This window comes from Variovorax sp. 10L421 (genome assembly GCF_056395365.1).
Genome location: NZ_JBFTJJ010000032.1, coordinates 48,698 through 63,054 on the forward strand (window position 1 = coordinate 48,698; position 14,357 = coordinate 63,054).

The window sequence follows — 14,357 nt, forward strand, 5'->3', positions numbered from 1 at the left end:
TCGTCCTTGTGAATTCAGTGCAGTGCAGCCACGGCGCGCGCGATGCGCTTGCAGCCTTCTTCGAGCGTCTCGATCGACGTGGCGATGGACAGGCGGAAGTACGGCGACAGGCCGTATGCGGTGCCCGCGACCACGGCCACGCCCTCGCTTTCGAGCAGGTACATCACCACGTCGCCGTCTTCTGCCAGGCGCTTGCCCTCGGGCGTGGTCTTGCCGATCAGGCCGCCGCAGTTGATGTAGAGGTAGAAGGCGCCGGGCGGCGTGGCGCAGCCCAGGCCGGGAATGGCGTTGATGAGCGCCAGCGTGCGGTCGCGCCGCTGCCTGTACACGGCCACGCTCTCGGCCACGAAGCTCTGGTCGCCGTTCAGCGCGGCCGCCGCGGCCGCCTGGCTCACCGAGCAGCAGTTGCCGGTGGATTGCGACAGCAGCGTGTCCAGCGCCTTGATCAGGTCCACCGGCCCGGCCGCATAGCCGATGCGCCAGCCCGTCATCGCGTAGGTCTTGGAGACGCCGTTCACGATCAGCGTGCGGTCGCGCAGCGCGGGCGCCTCCACGAGGATGTGGGGCGTCGTTTCGCCGTCGAAGCGGATGTGCTCGTAGATCTCGTCGGTCATCACCATCACGTGTGGATGGCGTTGCAGCACCTCGGCCAGTGCGCCGTATTCGGCCGCCGTGTAGCTGGCGCCGGTCGGGTTGCTCGGCGAGTTGATCAGCAGCCAGCGCGTGCGCGGCGTGATGGCCGCCTCCAGCTGCGCGGGCGTCAGCTTGAAGCCGTTCGCCTCGGGGCAGGCCACGGTGACGGGCGTGCCCTCGCAGGCCAACACCATGTCGGGGTACGACACCCAGTAGGGCGCGGGAATGATCACCTCGTCGCCCGGCTCCAGCGTGATGGCGAAGGCGTTGTAGATCGCGCTCTTCGCACCGCTGGTCGCGATGATCTCGTTCATCGCGTAGCGCAGGCCGTTCTCGCGCTCGAGCTTGGCGGCGATGGCTTCGCGCAGCTCCACCGTGCCCGCCATCAGCGTGTAGCGCGTGGCGCCGCGCTCGATGGCGGCGGCCGCGGCCTGGCGGATGTGGGGTGGCGTGTCGAAGTCGGGCTCGCCCACCACGAGGTTCACGATCGACTTGCCCTGCCTGCGCAGTTCGTTGGCGCGGTCGGCGGCCGAGGTGCTGGGCGAGGGCTTGATGCGCCGCACGCGGGCGGCAATGCGGGAGGCAGCGTGGGAGGTGGTGGCTTGCATGGACCGAACGGTACGCACATCGATCGGGCGAGGCCAAGACGACTTTTCACTGGTCGTATAGGCGCAGCTTATGGTGAGTCCCCCTACCGGCCGCGCAGGGGCGGTGCTAGGCTTGGCTTTTGCTTGGGGACAAGGCGTGAACCTGCGACGCCTCAAATATTTCGTGAAGATCGTGGACATCGGCAGCCTCACGCAGGCCGCCGAAGTCCTTTTCATTGCCCAGCCCGCGCTGAGCCAGCAGCTGGCCACGCTCGAAGGCGAGGTGCGCCAGCAACTGCTGGTGCGCACCAAGCGCGGCGTGACGCCTACCGAGGCCGGCAAGGTGCTGTACCGCCATGCGCAGATCATCCTGCGCCAGTGCGAGCAGGCCCGCGTCGACATGGAGGCGGCCGGCGAGGGGCTCTCGGGCCAGGTGTCGGTGGGCCTGGCGCCCGGCACAGCCGCATCGGCGCTGTCGCTGCCGCTGCTGCGCACCGTGCGCGCGCGCCACCCCGGCATCCTGCTGTACCTGAACGAGAACTACGGCACCACGCTGAGCGAACTCATCATGAACGGCCGCATGGACCTGGCCGTGCTCTATGGCGACAAGGCCATCCACGGCCTCACCTTCGTGCCGCTGCTCAAGGAGCCGCTGTTTCTGGTCGGGCCGGCCGCGATGCCGGTGCCCGCGCAGCCGGTGAAGCTGGCCGACCTGCGCGACATCGAGCTCTTTCTGCCGCGCCCGTACAACGTGGTGCGCAAGCTGGTCGACGCGGCCTTCGTGCGCGCCGGCATGGTGCCGCGCGTGGTGGCGGAGATCGAATCGGCCTTCACGCTCACGGCCGCCATTGCCGACGGGTTGGGCGCCACCATCCTGCCCGCGTCGATGGCGCGCGAGGTGGTCGCGAGCTGCGGAGCCTGGCAATTCCCCATCGTCGACCCGGTCATCGAGGCGCCGCTGGCGCTGTGCCAGTCCGACCACCTGCCGCTGTCCGAACCCGCGCAGGCCGTGAAGGACATCCTGCTCGAACTCGTGGTCGACCTGGCCGGCAAGGTTGCGTCGACGCCCGAACCCGAGCTTGCCGCGCTGTCATAAGCCGGCCTTATCCCGGCACAGCCATTCCGTCTTGGGCTTTGTGTCCATGGCCCGTTACCTTTCATGCATGCCGTCACGCGTTCGCGGAACGCGTCGGCCACCACAGCCCCGGCATGAAGCAGGAACAGATCAAGACGCTCATCGACGCTTTGGCCGCATCGGACCTGGCGGAACTGGAGTTCAGCGAGAACGGCAGCACGCTGCGGCTGGTGAAGCTGTCGGCTCTGGCGGGCGCGTCCGCTGCGCCGAGGCAGCCTGCCGCGCGCAGGGCGCCAAGGCACTCCCCCGAAGAAGCAGTGCCGCTCGACGCTGCCGAATGCCTCGCCCCATTGCACGGCGTGGTGCACCTGCAGCCCGCGCCCGGCGAGCCGCCTTTCGTGCAGCCTGGGCAGGCTGTGGAAGCCGGCCAGCTGCTGTGCGTGATCGAGGCGATGAAGATGTTCAACGAGGTCCGCGCCGAGTGCGAGGGCACCGTGCGCCAGGTGCTCGTGCAATCGGGCCAGGAAGTGGAAGCGGGGCAGCCCCTGTTCCGCTTCGCATGAGGAGGCACGCGCGATGTTCGATACCGTGCTCATTGCCAACCGCGGCGAGATCGCCCTGCGCATCCAGCGCGCCTGCCGCGGGCTCGGCCTGCGCACCGTGGCCGTGCACTCCGAGGCCGACCGCGACGCGATGTACGTCGCGCAGGCCGACCAGGCGCTGTGCATCGGGCCGGCAGCGCCGGGCCTGAGCTATCTGAACCAGTCTGCCATCCTGTTCGCCGCCGAGTTGAGCGGCGCGCAGGCGATCCATCCCGGCTACGGCTTTCTTTCGGAGAACGCGGGCTTCGCCGCACGCGTCGAGGAAGCGGGCCTCGTGTTCGTCGGGCCCAGTGCCGCCTGCATCCGCACGATGGGCGACAAGGTCTCGGCCAAGCGTGCGATGCGCAAGGCCGGCGTGCCCTGCGTGCCCGGTCCCGACGAAGGGCTGCCCGAGGACCCGGCCGCCGTGCTCGCCCTGGCGCGCGGCATTGGCTACCCGGTGATCGTGAAGGCCGCGGGCGGCGGCGGCGGGCGCGGCATGCGCGTGGTGCACGAGGAGGCCGCGCTGCTCGACGCCATGGCCCTTACGCGCGAGGAAGCGCGCCAGGCCTTCGGCAACCCCGAGGTCTACATCGAGAAGTTTTTGCTGCACCCGCGCCACGTCGAGATCCAGGTGCTGGCCGACAGCCATGGCAACGCCGTTTGGTTGGGCAGCCGGGACTGCTCGCTGCAGCGCCGCCACCAGAAGGTGATCGAAGAGGCGCCCGCGCCCGGCATCGACGACGCGCTGATGGCCGAAGTGGGCGAGCGCTGCGCGGCCGCGTGCCGCCAGATCGGCTACTGCGGCGTGGGCACCTTCGAGTTTCTCTACGAGAAGGGCGCCTTCTATTTCATCGAGATGAACACCCGCCTGCAGGTCGAGCATCCGGTGACCGAGATGACCACCGGCATCGACATCGTGCAGCAGCAGCTGCGCATGGCGCGCGGCGAGCGCCTCTTGCTCGCGCAGGCCGACGTGCGCTGCCAGGGCCACGCCATCGAGTGCCGCATCAATGCCGAGAACCCCGACACCTTCGCGCCCGCGCCCGGCCGCATCACCGGCTGGCAGGTGCCCGGTGGCTTCGGCGTGCGCGTCGATTCGCACGCGGGCGCCGGCTACCGCGTGCCGCCGTACTACGACTCGATGATCGCCAAGCTCATCGTGCACGGCGACACCCGCGCCGATGCGCTCGACCGCATGCGCCTTGCGCTGGCCGAGACGCGCATCGAAGGCATTGCCACCAACGTGCCGCTGCACCGCGCGCTGCTGCGCGACGAGGGCTTTGCCGCGGGCGGCGTCGACATCCACCACCTCGAACGCTGGCTGCAGCAAAGGAGCGCGGCGTGAGCGCACAGACATCTTCGACCTCGCCGTCCACCAGCCTGCTGGGCACCACCGCGCTGCTGTTCGAAGCGCCCGGCGACATGAGCCTGCCTTCGCAACAGCGCATCTGGGCGCTGGCCCGCGAGGCCGAGACCTGGCCCGAAGTGCGGGAGGCCGTGCCGGGCATGAACAACCTGATGCTCACCTTCACGCGTGCGCCGCGCCACCTCGATGCGCTGCGCACGCGTTTGTGCGACGCCTGGGACTCCGCTACTGCCTTGCCGCGCGAAGGCCGCGTGGTCGAGCTCCCGGTGGTCTACGGCGGCGAAGGCGGCCCGCACATGGCCGACGTGATGGCGCACACGGGCCTGGGCATCGATGCCGTCGTCGAGCTGCACAGCGCGCCGCTCTATCCGGTGTATGCACTCGGCAGCCATCCCGGCTACTGCTACCTGGGCGGCATGGACCCGCGCATCGCGACGCCGCGGCGCAAGGTGCCCGTGCTGAGCATCCCGGGCGGTGCGGTGTCGATCGGCGGCGCGCAGACCGGCGTGTCGGCCTCGGCCGGCCCCAGCGGCTGGAACACCATCGGCAGCACCTCGATGGTGTTCTTCGATCCGGCGCAGGACCCGCCCGCCATGCTGCAGCCGGGCGACATGATCCGCTTCCGCGTGGAGGGCATCGTCCGATGATCGAAATCCTTTCCTCGGCCGCGCTCGCCACCGTGCAGGACCTGGGGCGCACCGGCAGCCTGCGCTGGGGCGTCGGCACCTCCGGCGCCATGGACAACCTCGCGCTGGCCGCGGGCAACCTGCTGCTGGGCAACGAACTGGGTGCCGCCGCGATCGAGGTGCCGGTGTTCCCGTTCAAGGTCCGTTTCGCCGAGGATTGCGCGTTCGCACTCACGGGCGCTGACTGCGCCGCCCGCCTCGACGACCAACCGCTGCTGCCCTGGTGGGTGCACCAGGCGCGCGCCGGCCAGGTGCTCACGCTGGGCCTGCCGCAAGGCGGCGCGCAGCGCGGCAGCCGCGCCGTGCTGTGCGTGGCTGGAGGCATCGACGTGCCCGAGGTACTGGGCTCGCGCAGCACGCAACTGCGCGGTGCCTTCGGCGGGCACGAGGGACGCGCGCTGCGCCGAGGCGATGTGCTTCGCGCAGCGGCCACGGGCAGCACTTTCCGTACCGGCTTCGGCCTGGTGCCGCCAGCGATCGCGCTGCCGCTGGAGCGCGACGGCGTCGCGGCCGTGCGCGTGCTGCCCGCCGCCGAGTACATGGCTTTCGAGCCGGCCTCGCGCGAGGCCTTCTGGGCCGGCGAATGGAAAATCACCCCGCAGAGCGACCGCTACGGCTACCGCCTCGAAGGCGAGCCGCTGCGCCCCATCGCGCCGATGGAACTGCGCTCGCACGGCATCGTCCCCGGCGTCATCCAGGTGCCTCACAGCGGCCAGCCGATCATCCAGATGCGCGACGCCCAACCGTCAGGCGGCTACCCCAAGTTCGGCACCGTGATCGAGGCCGACATGTGGCGCCTCGGCCAGGCGCCCATCGGCAGCCGCATGCGCTTCATCGAAACCACGTGGGACGAGGCGCTGGACGCGCTCGACGAAGTGCGCGCGTGGCTCGACAAGGTGGCGCGCGTGGTGGAACTGCATCGGGGGGCGCCTCGATGAAAAGCTGTCTTTCTGTTCGTCGTGCTGCTTGTTCGGGGCGCGCTCACGCCGCCGGGGTACCTTGCTCCGCGAATGTCCCCCGCCCTTCGGGCTCCTCCTTTATTTCGCTGCGCAAGGCACCCCGCCGGCGTGAGCGTTCGGCAGAGCGGTTGAACGGCCAGCACAAGCAGAGCGCCCATCGTGCACAGGGCACCGGGTGCTCCCCGCAGCGAAATAAAGGAGGAGCCGAAGGCGGGGGACATTCGCGGAGGGGAGTACCCGGTGGCCTGTGCACGCACCCCCGAAGGAACTGACATGCAGGACACCGCACTCCGCATCCCGCAACTGGCCGTTTGGCTGTCCGGCACCGACATCGGCCTGCTCGAACTGCGTACGCCCGAGGGCACGCTGCGCCTCGGCCGGCTGGGCGACAGCATCGTTGAACTGCCGGTGGAAGAAGCAGAGGAGCCGGACCTCCTGCCGATCCATGCCCCCTCGCTCGGTGTGTTCCTGCACAGCCACCCGCTGGCCGCCGCACCGCTGGTGCGCATCGGCCAGCGCGTGGAGGTCGGCCAAACCCTCGGCCTGCTGAAGATCGGCCCATTGCTGCTCTCCGTGACCGCACCGCAGCCCGGCATCGTCGAAAACATCCCTGTGGACGATGGCGCCACGGTCGGCTACGGCACGCCGCTGGTCGACCTGCACCCCCTCTGAAAAGACGTGAAGGACACTCCCATGGACATCGACCTGAACGCCGACCTTGGCGAAGGCTTCGGCCCCTGGCGCATGGGCGAGGACGAAGCCCTGCTGGACATCGTCTCCTCCGCCAACGTGGCCTGCGGCTTCCACGCGGGCGACCCGGTCATCATGGACCGCACCGTTCGCATGGCGCTCCAGCGTGGCGTCGATGTGGGCGCGCACGTGGGCTTTCCCGACCTGATGGGTTTCGGCCGCCGGCAGATGCAGATCGAGACGAAGGAACTGGTGGCCTGCGTGCTCTACCAGCTCAGCGCACTCGATGGCATGGCGCGCACCGCCGGCCACCGCATGACGCACATGAGCTTCCACGGCGCGCTCGGCAACATGGCCGCCGCCGACGCCGCGCTGGCCGATCCGCTGGTGCGCGCCGTGGCCGACTTCGACCCCACGCTCACCGTCAGCACCTCGGCCAGCCGTGCCATCGAAGGGGCCGCCGAACGCTGCGGCCTGCGCGTGCGCACCACCTTCCTGGCCGACCGCGCCTGTGGCGACGACGGCCTGCTGGTGCCGCGCAAGCTGCCCGGCGCCGTGATCCACGACCGCGACGCGGTGCTGGCGCGCGTGCGCCAGCTGCTCGAAGAAGGCATCGTCACCAGCGTCACCGGCAAGAAGATCCCGATGCGCGTGCATTCGATCCTGCTGCACGGCGATACCCCCGGCGCGGTGGAGCTGGCGCGCGCCGTGCGCGGCGTGGTCGAGCAGGCGGGGCGCGTGGTGCCGATCTCCAGGCAATCGATCTGACGAGGCGCAAGGGCACGAACATGGTGCTTACCCTTAGTCATATGCACGGATGCCGGGCGACATAAGGGCGGCTTATCTCTCCACAGCCATTCCGTCTTGGCGCCGCGCACGGGCGCTGGCTACAGTGAATTCCAGGCAGACGTCTGCCGTCTCAATGAAAGAACACAACATGCCGTTTTCCGACTACAAGACCGCGCTGGTGACGGGAGCCTCGTCGGGCATCGGCGCCGCCGTCGTCGAGCGCCTCAGCAAGGAAGGCCTGCAGGTGCATGCGCTCGCGCGCAGCGCCGACAAGCTGGCCGACCTGGCCGCGCGCACCGGCTGCGTGCCGCACGCCATCGATGTGAGCGATCTCGCGGGCGTCACGCGTCTCGCGCAGGAGATCGAGTTCGACGTGCTGGTCAACAACGCCGGCGTGGACCGCCCGGGTTCCATCCTCAAGGCCGACGCCGAAGGCATCGACCTGCTGGTAGACGTCAACCTGCGCGCCGTATTGCACCTGTGCCGGCTCGTGGTGCCCGGCATGGCCGCGCGCGACCGCGGCCACGTGGTCAACATCAGCTCCATCGCCGCGGCCTACAACTTCGGCGGCAACAGCACCTACCACGCGACCAAGGCGGCGGTGAGCATGCTGTCGCGCCAGCTGCGCATCGACTGCTTCGGCAAGCGCGTGCGCGTCACCGAGATCTGCCCGGGGCGCGTCGCCACCGACATCTTCGCGCACGTGCACGGCGACTCCGAGGACACCTACAAGCGCTTCGTCAAGGGCTTCGAGCTGCCGCAGGCCGAGGACATCGCCAACGCCATCGCCTTCGCCATTGCGGCGCCCATCGCGGTGAACGTGGGCCACATGGAAATCACGCCCACGCTGCAGGTACCCGGCGGCCTGTCGACCACCCGGCCGGAAGCGCCGCAGGCCTGAGCGGCAGCAGCCCCGGCAGCCACGCAAAGGAACAGCCCATGAAGGACTTCGACCTGCTGGCGATCCTGCTGAAACCGGAGTTCGGCGCCATGCTGCTGCACGGCCTGCAGGAGACGCTGAAGATCGCCGCGGGCTCTTGGCTGCTCGCCATGACCATGGCCATCGTGCTGCTGGTGGTGCGGCTCACGCCGAACCGCATCGCGGAGCGCGTGGTGGCCGGCTACGTCTCCTACCACCGCAACGTGCCCACGCTGGTGCAGCTCATGTTCTGGTACTTCGGCATCTTCAGCCTGCTGCCCGATGCGCTGCAGGGCTGGCTGTCGGTGCACAACGCCGAGCGGCTGCTGTCGATCGTCGCGCTCGGGCTGTGCCAGGCCGCGTATTTCAGCGAAGACATGCGCTCCGGCCTGCGCGCCATTCCCGCCGGGCAGGCCGAGGCGGCGCGTGCGCTGGGCCATGGCTACATCGGCTCGATGCGCCACGTGATGCTGCCGCAGGCCATCCGCAACGCGGTGCCGGCGCTGGTCAACCACAGCGTGTCGCTCTTCAAGAACAGCAGCCTGGCCATGGCCATCGGCGTGGCCGAGCTGACGCATGCGGTGAAGGAGATCGAGAGCCAGAGCTTTCGCACCTTCGAGGCCTACAGCGTCGCGACGGTGCTGTACCTGCTGTGCTCGCTGATCATCATGGCCGTGGGCGGATGGCTGGCTCGGCGCTACCGCATCGCCGGCGCAAGGTAAGCGAGGACCCCGATGTACAGCGTCTACGAAATTCTTCGCGACAACTGGCTGCTGTTGCTGGTCGGGCAGTACCCCACCGGCCCGCTCGGCGGCATCGTCGCCACGCTGATCCTGTCGGTGCTCGGCATCGTGCTGGCCTTTCCGCTGTCGGTGCTGCTCGCGCTGGCGCGGCTGTCGCCCTGGCGGTTGCTGAACTGGCCCGCTGCGGTGCTGGTGTACGTCGTGCGCGGCGTGCCGCTGCTGATGGTGATCCTGTGGGTCTACTTTCTCGTGCCGATCCTTATCGGGCGGGACGTGTCGGGCTTCACCACCATGCTGTGCACGCTGGTGATCTACGAAGGCGCCTACCTCTCGGAGGTGGTGCGCGCCGGCATCCAGTCGCTGCCCAAGGGCCAGGGCGAGGCGGCGCGCGCACTGGGCCACAGCCACCTGGGCACCATGTGGTACGTGATCCTGCCGCAGGCGCTCTACAACATGCTGCCGAGCATGCTGAGCCAGTTCATCTCCACCATCAAGGAGACCACGCTGGGCTACGTGATCAACGTGCAGGAGCTCACCTTCGCGGCCAACCAGATCAACAACCAGCTGCTGACCAAGCCGTTCCAGGTGTTCTTCATCCTGGCGATGACCTACTACGTCGTGTGCTTCAGCCTCACGCAGCTTGCGCAATGGCTGGAGCGGCGCATTGCGCACAAGCGGCTCGGCGCCGTGGCGGTGAAGTCCACCGAAGACGGCGCGCCGCTCCCGACCCCGGTGGTGACGCAGCCATGACGCCCGTTCCACACCCCGCAGGGCAACCAGTGCCCGCCAAGGACGACACCATGATCCTGTTCTCAGACATCAACAAGTGGTACGGCGACTACCAGGCGCTGGCCGACATCAACGCCGAGGTGAAGAAGGGCGAGGTCGTGGTGGTCTGCGGACCCTCGGGCTCCGGCAAGTCCACGCTGATCCGCACCGTGAACCGGCTGGAGGAAGTGAAGTCGGGGAAGCTGCTGTTCGACGGCCACGACATCCATGCGCCCATGAGCAGCAAGGCCCTGAACAAGCTGCGCAGCCGCATCGGCTTCGTGTTTCAGAGCTTCAACCTGTTCCCGCACCTGTCGGTGCTGGAGAACATCATGCTCTCGCCGATGCGCGTGCTCGGCGTGAAGCGCGCCGACGCGAAGGCCAAGGCCGGGCAGCTGCTCGAACGCGTCGGCCTGTCGAACAAGGCGGGCGCGTACCCGGCGCAGCTGTCGGGGGGCCAGCAGCAGCGCGTGGCGATTGCCCGTGCGCTGGCGATGGAGCCGCCCGCCATGCTGTTCGACGAGCCCACCAGTGCGCTCGACCCCGAGATGGTCGGCGAGGTGCTGTCGGTGATGCGCGGGCTGGCGCACGACGGCATGACGATGATGTGCGTCACGCACGAAATGAACTTCGCCCGCGAGGTGGCCGACCGCGTCTGGTTCATGGACGCGGGGCGCATCCTCGAGAAGGCCGACCCCGCCACTTTCTTCGGCAGTCCGCAGCATCCGCGCGCGCAGCGCTTCCTGTCGGACCTGCGCGCGCACTGAGCCCCCACCCGCGTTTCCCTTCGCAATCTCCCAGGAGTCCACCATGTCGAACAAGACCGTCTTCCGCCTCGCCGCCATCGGCGCCTGCCTCGCCGCGTCGTCCCTGCTGGCGCATGCCGACCAGTGGAGCGACATTGCCCAGCGCAAGGAACTCAAGTGCGGCACTTTCGCCGACGTTCCCCCGTTCGCCGCACCCGACCCGAAGACGCGCGAGATGGTGGGCCACGACGTCGACCTGTGCCATGCCGTGGCCAAGGAGCTCGGCCTCACCGCCAAGGTCACGCCGCTGTCGGTGGAAGCGCGCGTGCCCGAGGTGAAGCTCGGCCGCGTCGACGTGACCATCGCCAACCTGGCCTATACCAAGAGCCGCGGCGAGCAGATCCAGTTCAGCGACCCGTACTACGTGGCCAAGGAAATGCTGGCCGTGAAGGCCTCCGACTCCGGCACCACCAAGGCCGACTTCAAGGGCAAGCGCCTGAGCTCGACCAAGGGCTCCACCTCCGAGCTGTCGATCAAGATGAACGGCTCGGAGCCCGTCACGTTCCAGGACACGGGCTCGGCCTTCATGGCGGTACAGCAGAACAAGTCGGTCGGCATGGTCGCTAACACCATGACCATCACCAAGCTGGTCAACCAGTCGAAGACCGAAGGCGTGGCGCTGAAGATGATCAAGGACCCGATGGTGCTGCAGCCCATCGGCATCGGCATGAAGAAGGACGAGCCCGCGCTGCTGGCCAAGGTCAACGGCGCCCTCTATGCGCTGGAGAAGTCGGGCGAGCTCGATCGCATCTGGGCCAAGTGGCTGGGTCCGAACACCGAATACAAGATGGTGCGCGAAGAGAAGGTCACGCCGCTGGCTGACCTGAAATTCGAACTGCTGCCTTGATCTAAGCTGTGAGGGTTCAGGGAGCGCTCACGCCGATGGGGACATTCGCGGAGGGGAGTACCCGGTGGCCTGTGCACGCGTCCTGAACAGGTGCACAAGAGCACTCAGTCGTAGTTTGTGAAACGGCTGGGTTGCTGCGTCTGCGGATTCAGCGGCTGGTAGTCCTGTATGTTCTGCAGCGACAGCAACACCATCGGCGGCAGCGGAACTCCGCGCCAGCGTAGTTTCATGAGAGAAGATTTCTTGGAAGCCGGCGCCGGGTCAGGCGTCATGCCTGGCCTGCGATTCCCATGCAAAGCCGACGCCATAGACCGAGCGGATCCAGTCGTGCGCGGTGGAGACGGTGGCCAGCTTCTTCCTGAGGTTCTTGATGTGGGTGTCGACCACGCGTTCGTTGACGTCGAGCGCCTCCGGGAATGCAGCTTCCAGCAGCTTCGACCGCGTCAGCACCCGCCCGGGCTCCTGCGAAAGCGCGCGCAGCAGCAGCGACTCGCGGCGCGTCAGCGGCAGGTAGTGCCCGTCGAGAATCGCGCAGCCGCGCACCGCCCCGAAGGTGATCGGCACCGAAGGGCGCACGACGCTGCGGCGCTGCGCATAGCGCCGCAGCACCACGTGGATGCGCACCACGACTTCCTTTGGGGAAAAGGGCTTGCACACGTAGTCGTCCGCACCCAGCTCGAAGCCGCGCAGCCGGTCGGCTTCGTCGCTGCGCGCCGTCAGCATGATGATCGGGTGGTCGCTGCGCGCGCGGACCTTCTCCAGGATCTGCAGGCCGCTGACGTGCGGTAGTTCGACGTCGAGCAGGGTGAGTGCCGGCGGCGAGGTCAGGACGCGATGCAGCGCGACCGCGCCGTCGTCGATGTGGTCGACCTCGTGCCCGGCGCGATGCAGCTCGTCCAGCAGCACCGACGCGGCCTCGCGCCTTTCCTCCACCAGCAGGATGCGGCTCATCGCGTCACTGAAGTTTCAGGACGCCCGGATGCGCTGCCCTGACCGGGGCCTGCGTGCTCCTGTTGCGGCAGTTCTTCATGTGGTCGTCGACCGTCAGGTCGCCCTGCAGGTCGGTCAGCAGCCGCAGCGTGCGGCCGATGGCCGCGTCGTCGAGCAGCGGGTAGCCCTGCTCGGTGCGCCCGTTGTTGCGCGCCACGCGCGCGATGTAGGGCAGGTCCTGCGGCGTGATGACGACGGACGGCATCACGCCTTCGAGTTCGACGCCCTCGAACGGCAGCAGCACGAAGTACTGCACACGCAGGTCGGGCGGCATCAGGCTGCGCAGGTGCGTGGTCTTGCGGCCGCACTGCCAGGCCGGGTCTTTCACTTCGCGCGCCATCGAATGCCCATGCTGGCGCAGGAACCAGCGCGGCAGCGCCTGGGCCGAGGTCTTGCGGTACACCACCGCGTTGCGCCAGCCCTTTACCTCGAACAGGTAGACCCCGGCCTCGCACACCAGCGCCACGTCGAAGCGGGCCGTGGGCACGGCGCTGCCTTCGTACATGGGGATGACGAGGTCTCGCAGCACGTGCAGCCGCCCGAACGCGGGCTGGAATGCGCTGGTGAGCTGCTGCATGCCCAGCGTGGTCGCCGTGCTGCTCGCCTGCTCGCCGTCCGGAGCGCATGCGCGCCGCGCAAGCGCGGAAGTGTCCGGCTTCGGGTGTCCGTGGCCGGCCAGCGTGAGCACGGGGCGGGCGGGGACTTTATGCAAGGCAGTGGTCATGTAAGGCTCCTTCGAACTTCAAGGATTGCGCAACTTTCGGGAGACTTTGTGCAGAAGCGGCAATTGCACGGCCTGCGCCGATCGCGCGCCCGCAACCGCATCGATCGATGCGCCGTTTCCGATGCTTCCCATGAGGACGACCCAAGCGAGCGCCAGTTCGCCGTTGGCCGCAGCCAGCACGTGCAGGTCGAGCAACATGCCCTGCAAGTCCGCCATCAGCTGCACTTCGGAGATGTCTCCGCGGTCGCGATGCCGCTTCGACGCCTCGAAGCCGGCCCTTGCGTTCATGACGCGCGCGTACGCGGTGTTCGCGATGTCGCTCTGCATCTGCAGGCGGTGCAGCGCTCCGGCGACCTGCTCGCGTGCCTGCACGACCGCGTGCGCGTAGGCGTGTGTGTTCTCCAGATAGAGCAACTCGAGCGTCTTCACCTTGAGCGCGATGTAGGCGTGCGGCCACGCCGGATTCAGTGGCGCCCTGCGATGCGTCCATGAGCCGGTTCATTGCGGTGTCCTCGAAGCCGGCCCGCCAAGGCCGCGCGCTCGCTTGCGTTTGTGTTTGCGCACGCGCCTTGTGGTCGACGAACATGCCCGCAGCGAGCACAGAGGTGGAATGAACCATCGCAATGCTCGTGCTGGCGCATGCGATAGCCAATGCAGCGCATGTCGCAGCCATCAGGGTTCGTGGGCGCTTCACCTGTGAGTCTCCAGCTTCGTCATGCGTGGATCTTTTCAGGCGAATTGGGAGAAATTTAAAGGGCCTCCGGATCGGCCTGCCGCGCGACGCGCACACGGTGTGATGTGCGCGCACAACACTCGATGCGGCAGAGAACCGATCCACCAAATTCCTCCCGATTTGGACGAAACCATGCGTACAGCCGGTCGATACCGAACGGCCGCATCAGACCTGAAACTGGAGAACTCTGAATGAAGAAAACCCTCACGGCATACGCTGCCCTGGCCGTCTGCGGGCTGGCCTCTGCCCAATCGTCCGTCACGTTGTTCGGCGTCGTCGACGCGGGCCTGACCTACCAGTCGGCGACCTCGCGCGACGCGGYCACCGGCGCATCGGTGAAGTCCAGCAAGACCAGCCTGGCCAACTCCGGCTACAACTCCAGCCGCATCGGCTTTCGGGGCACCGAAGACCTCGGCGGCGGCCTGGCTGCGAGCTTCTGGCTCGAAGCGCCCATCACC

18 protein-coding genes are annotated in these 14,357 nt (G+C 68.0%); 13 read left to right on the plus strand and 5 right to left on the minus strand.

Annotation, left to right across the window (positions count from 1 at the left end; genetic code table 11):
- Positions 1-14: 14 nt before the first annotated feature.
- The gene (locus AC1DFC_RS27050) at positions 15-1,241 is read right to left on the minus strand and encodes an aspartate transaminase (protein ID WP_478180356.1); all 1,227 of its coding nucleotides are present in this window, start codon (positions 1,239-1,241) and stop codon (positions 15-17) included.
- A 136-nt stretch (positions 1,242-1,377) separates the two neighbouring features.
- On the opposite strand from AC1DFC_RS27050, the gene nac reads away from it, so the two are divergent.
- The 12 genes from nac (at position 1,378) to AC1DFC_RS27110 (ending at position 11,452) form a co-directional block, all read left to right on the plus strand.
- The gene (nac, locus tag AC1DFC_RS27055) at positions 1,378-2,316 is read left to right on the plus strand and encodes a nitrogen assimilation transcriptional regulator NAC (RefSeq protein ID WP_042672744.1); all 939 of its coding nucleotides are present in this window, start codon (positions 1,378-1,380) and stop codon (positions 2,314-2,316) included.
- Between the two features lie 113 nt (positions 2,317-2,429).
- Positions 2,430-2,858 (plus strand): acetyl-CoA carboxylase biotin carboxyl carrier protein, encoded by a 429-nt coding sequence (locus tag AC1DFC_RS27060; RefSeq protein ID WP_007829007.1) that lies wholly within the window; start codon positions 2,430-2,432, stop codon positions 2,856-2,858.
- A 13-nt stretch (positions 2,859-2,871) separates the two neighbouring features.
- Entirely contained in the window at positions 2,872-4,224 is a 1,353-nt protein-coding gene (gene accC / locus AC1DFC_RS27065) for an acetyl-CoA carboxylase biotin carboxylase subunit (protein ID WP_413333526.1), read from the plus strand.
- Positions 4,221-4,892: a 5-oxoprolinase subunit PxpB gene (gene pxpB / locus AC1DFC_RS27070; RefSeq protein WP_007829010.1), complete on the plus strand. Its 672-nt coding sequence runs from the start codon at positions 4,221-4,223 to the stop codon at positions 4,890-4,892. The genes accC and pxpB overlap by 4 nt, the downstream gene beginning before the upstream one ends.
- The gene (locus AC1DFC_RS27075) at positions 4,889-5,869 is read left to right on the plus strand and encodes a 5-oxoprolinase subunit C family protein (RefSeq protein WP_007829011.1); all 981 of its coding nucleotides are present in this window, start codon (positions 4,889-4,891) and stop codon (positions 5,867-5,869) included. The genes pxpB and AC1DFC_RS27075 overlap by 4 nt, the downstream gene beginning before the upstream one ends.
- A gap of 294 nt (positions 5,870-6,163) precedes the next feature.
- The gene (locus tag AC1DFC_RS27080) at positions 6,164-6,562 is read left to right on the plus strand and encodes an acetyl-CoA carboxylase biotin carboxyl carrier protein (RefSeq protein ID WP_478180357.1); all 399 of its coding nucleotides are present in this window, start codon (positions 6,164-6,166) and stop codon (positions 6,560-6,562) included.
- A gap of 21 nt (positions 6,563-6,583) precedes the next feature.
- Positions 6,584-7,348 carry a LamB/YcsF family protein gene (locus tag AC1DFC_RS27085; protein ID WP_413313988.1) on the plus strand — a complete coding sequence of 255 codons (765 nt, stop codon included), beginning with the start codon at positions 6,584-6,586 and terminating at the stop codon, positions 7,346-7,348.
- A 169-nt stretch (positions 7,349-7,517) separates the two neighbouring features.
- Entirely contained in the window at positions 7,518-8,270 is a 753-nt protein-coding gene (locus tag AC1DFC_RS27090) for an SDR family oxidoreductase (protein ID WP_478180361.1), read from the plus strand.
- A 38-nt stretch (positions 8,271-8,308) separates the two neighbouring features.
- Positions 8,309-9,010, plus strand: a complete 702-nt coding sequence (locus AC1DFC_RS27095; protein WP_007829015.1) for an amino acid ABC transporter permease — start codon at positions 8,309-8,311, stop codon at positions 9,008-9,010.
- Positions 9,011-9,022: 12 nt separating this feature from the next.
- Complete coding sequence (locus AC1DFC_RS27100) at positions 9,023-9,781, plus strand: amino acid ABC transporter permease (RefSeq protein WP_007829016.1); 759 nt, start codon at positions 9,023-9,025, stop codon at positions 9,779-9,781.
- A 50-nt stretch (positions 9,782-9,831) separates the two neighbouring features.
- Positions 9,832-10,566, plus strand: coding sequence for an amino acid ABC transporter ATP-binding protein (locus tag AC1DFC_RS27105; protein WP_007829018.1), 735 nt, complete (start codon positions 9,832-9,834; stop codon positions 10,564-10,566).
- A gap of 43 nt (positions 10,567-10,609) precedes the next feature.
- On the plus strand, positions 10,610-11,452 hold the full coding sequence (locus tag AC1DFC_RS27110; protein WP_007829020.1) for an ABC transporter substrate-binding protein: 843 nt from the start codon (positions 10,610-10,612) through the stop codon (positions 11,450-11,452).
- 104 nt (positions 11,453-11,556) lie between these two features.
- Here the strand turns inward: AC1DFC_RS27110 and AC1DFC_RS27115 are convergent, their stop codons facing one another.
- From AC1DFC_RS27115 to AC1DFC_RS27130, 4 genes are read right to left on the minus strand one after another with little or no spacing between them, the layout of a single operon-like run.
- Positions 11,557-11,682, minus strand: a complete 126-nt coding sequence (locus AC1DFC_RS27115; protein ID WP_478180358.1) for a hypothetical protein — start codon at positions 11,680-11,682, stop codon at positions 11,557-11,559.
- Between the two features lie 31 nt (positions 11,683-11,713).
- Positions 11,714-12,403, minus strand: coding sequence for a response regulator (locus AC1DFC_RS27120; RefSeq protein ID WP_007829024.1), 690 nt, complete (start codon positions 12,401-12,403; stop codon positions 11,714-11,716).
- A 4-nt stretch (positions 12,404-12,407) separates the two neighbouring features.
- Positions 12,408-13,166, minus strand: a complete 759-nt coding sequence (locus tag AC1DFC_RS27125; RefSeq protein WP_478180359.1) for a nuclease-related domain-containing protein — start codon at positions 13,164-13,166, stop codon at positions 12,408-12,410.
- Positions 13,167-13,184: 18 nt separating this feature from the next.
- On the minus strand, positions 13,185-13,595 hold the full coding sequence (locus tag AC1DFC_RS27130; protein WP_042672750.1) for a hypothetical protein: 411 nt from the start codon (positions 13,593-13,595) through the stop codon (positions 13,185-13,187).
- Positions 13,596-14,090: 495 nt separating this feature from the next.
- Between AC1DFC_RS27130 and AC1DFC_RS27135 the strand changes: the two genes are divergently transcribed.
- On the plus strand, positions 14,091-14,357 hold a 267-nt coding region (locus AC1DFC_RS27135), incomplete at its 3' end, for a porin (protein WP_478180360.1).

What these genes read in the sequence shown, in the direction of transcription:
- AC1DFC_RS27125 (WP_478180359.1), bottom strand. Translation starts at nt 13,166, where the DNA reads ATGACCACTGCCTTGCATAAAGTCCCCGCCCGCCCCGTGCTCACGCTG.
- AC1DFC_RS27105 (WP_007829018.1), top strand. Translation starts at nt 9,832, where the DNA reads ATGATCCTGTTCTCAGACATCAACAAGTGGTACGGCGACTACCAGGCG.
- AC1DFC_RS27090 (WP_478180361.1), top strand. Translation starts at nt 7,518, where the DNA reads ATGCCGTTTTCCGACTACAAGACCGCGCTGGTGACGGGAGCCTCGTCG.
- AC1DFC_RS27100 (WP_007829016.1), top strand. Translation starts at nt 9,023, where the DNA reads ATGTACAGCGTCTACGAAATTCTTCGCGACAACTGGCTGCTGTTGCTG.
- AC1DFC_RS27085 (WP_413313988.1), top strand. Translation starts at nt 6,584, where the DNA reads ATGGACATCGACCTGAACGCCGACCTTGGCGAAGGCTTCGGCCCCTGG.
- AC1DFC_RS27060 (WP_007829007.1), top strand. Translation starts at nt 2,430, where the DNA reads ATGAAGCAGGAACAGATCAAGACGCTCATCGACGCTTTGGCCGCATCG.
- AC1DFC_RS27110 (WP_007829020.1), top strand. Translation starts at nt 10,610, where the DNA reads ATGTCGAACAAGACCGTCTTCCGCCTCGCCGCCATCGGCGCCTGCCTC.
- AC1DFC_RS27120 (WP_007829024.1), bottom strand. Translation starts at nt 12,403, where the DNA reads ATGAGCCGCATCCTGCTGGTGGAGGAAAGGCGCGAGGCCGCGTCGGTG.
- AC1DFC_RS27050 (WP_478180356.1), bottom strand. Translation starts at nt 1,241, where the DNA reads ATGCAAGCCACCACCTCCCACGCTGCCTCCCGCATTGCCGCCCGCGTG.
- AC1DFC_RS27075 (WP_007829011.1), top strand. Translation starts at nt 4,889, where the DNA reads ATGATCGAAATCCTTTCCTCGGCCGCGCTCGCCACCGTGCAGGACCTG.
- AC1DFC_RS27115 (WP_478180358.1), bottom strand. Translation starts at nt 11,682, where the DNA reads ATGAAACTACGCTGGCGCGGAGTTCCGCTGCCGCCGATGGTGTTGCTG.
- accC (WP_413333526.1), top strand. Translation starts at nt 2,872, where the DNA reads ATGTTCGATACCGTGCTCATTGCCAACCGCGGCGAGATCGCCCTGCGC.
- AC1DFC_RS27095 (WP_007829015.1), top strand. Translation starts at nt 8,309, where the DNA reads ATGAAGGACTTCGACCTGCTGGCGATCCTGCTGAAACCGGAGTTCGGC.
- AC1DFC_RS27080 (WP_478180357.1), top strand. Translation starts at nt 6,164, where the DNA reads ATGCAGGACACCGCACTCCGCATCCCGCAACTGGCCGTTTGGCTGTCC.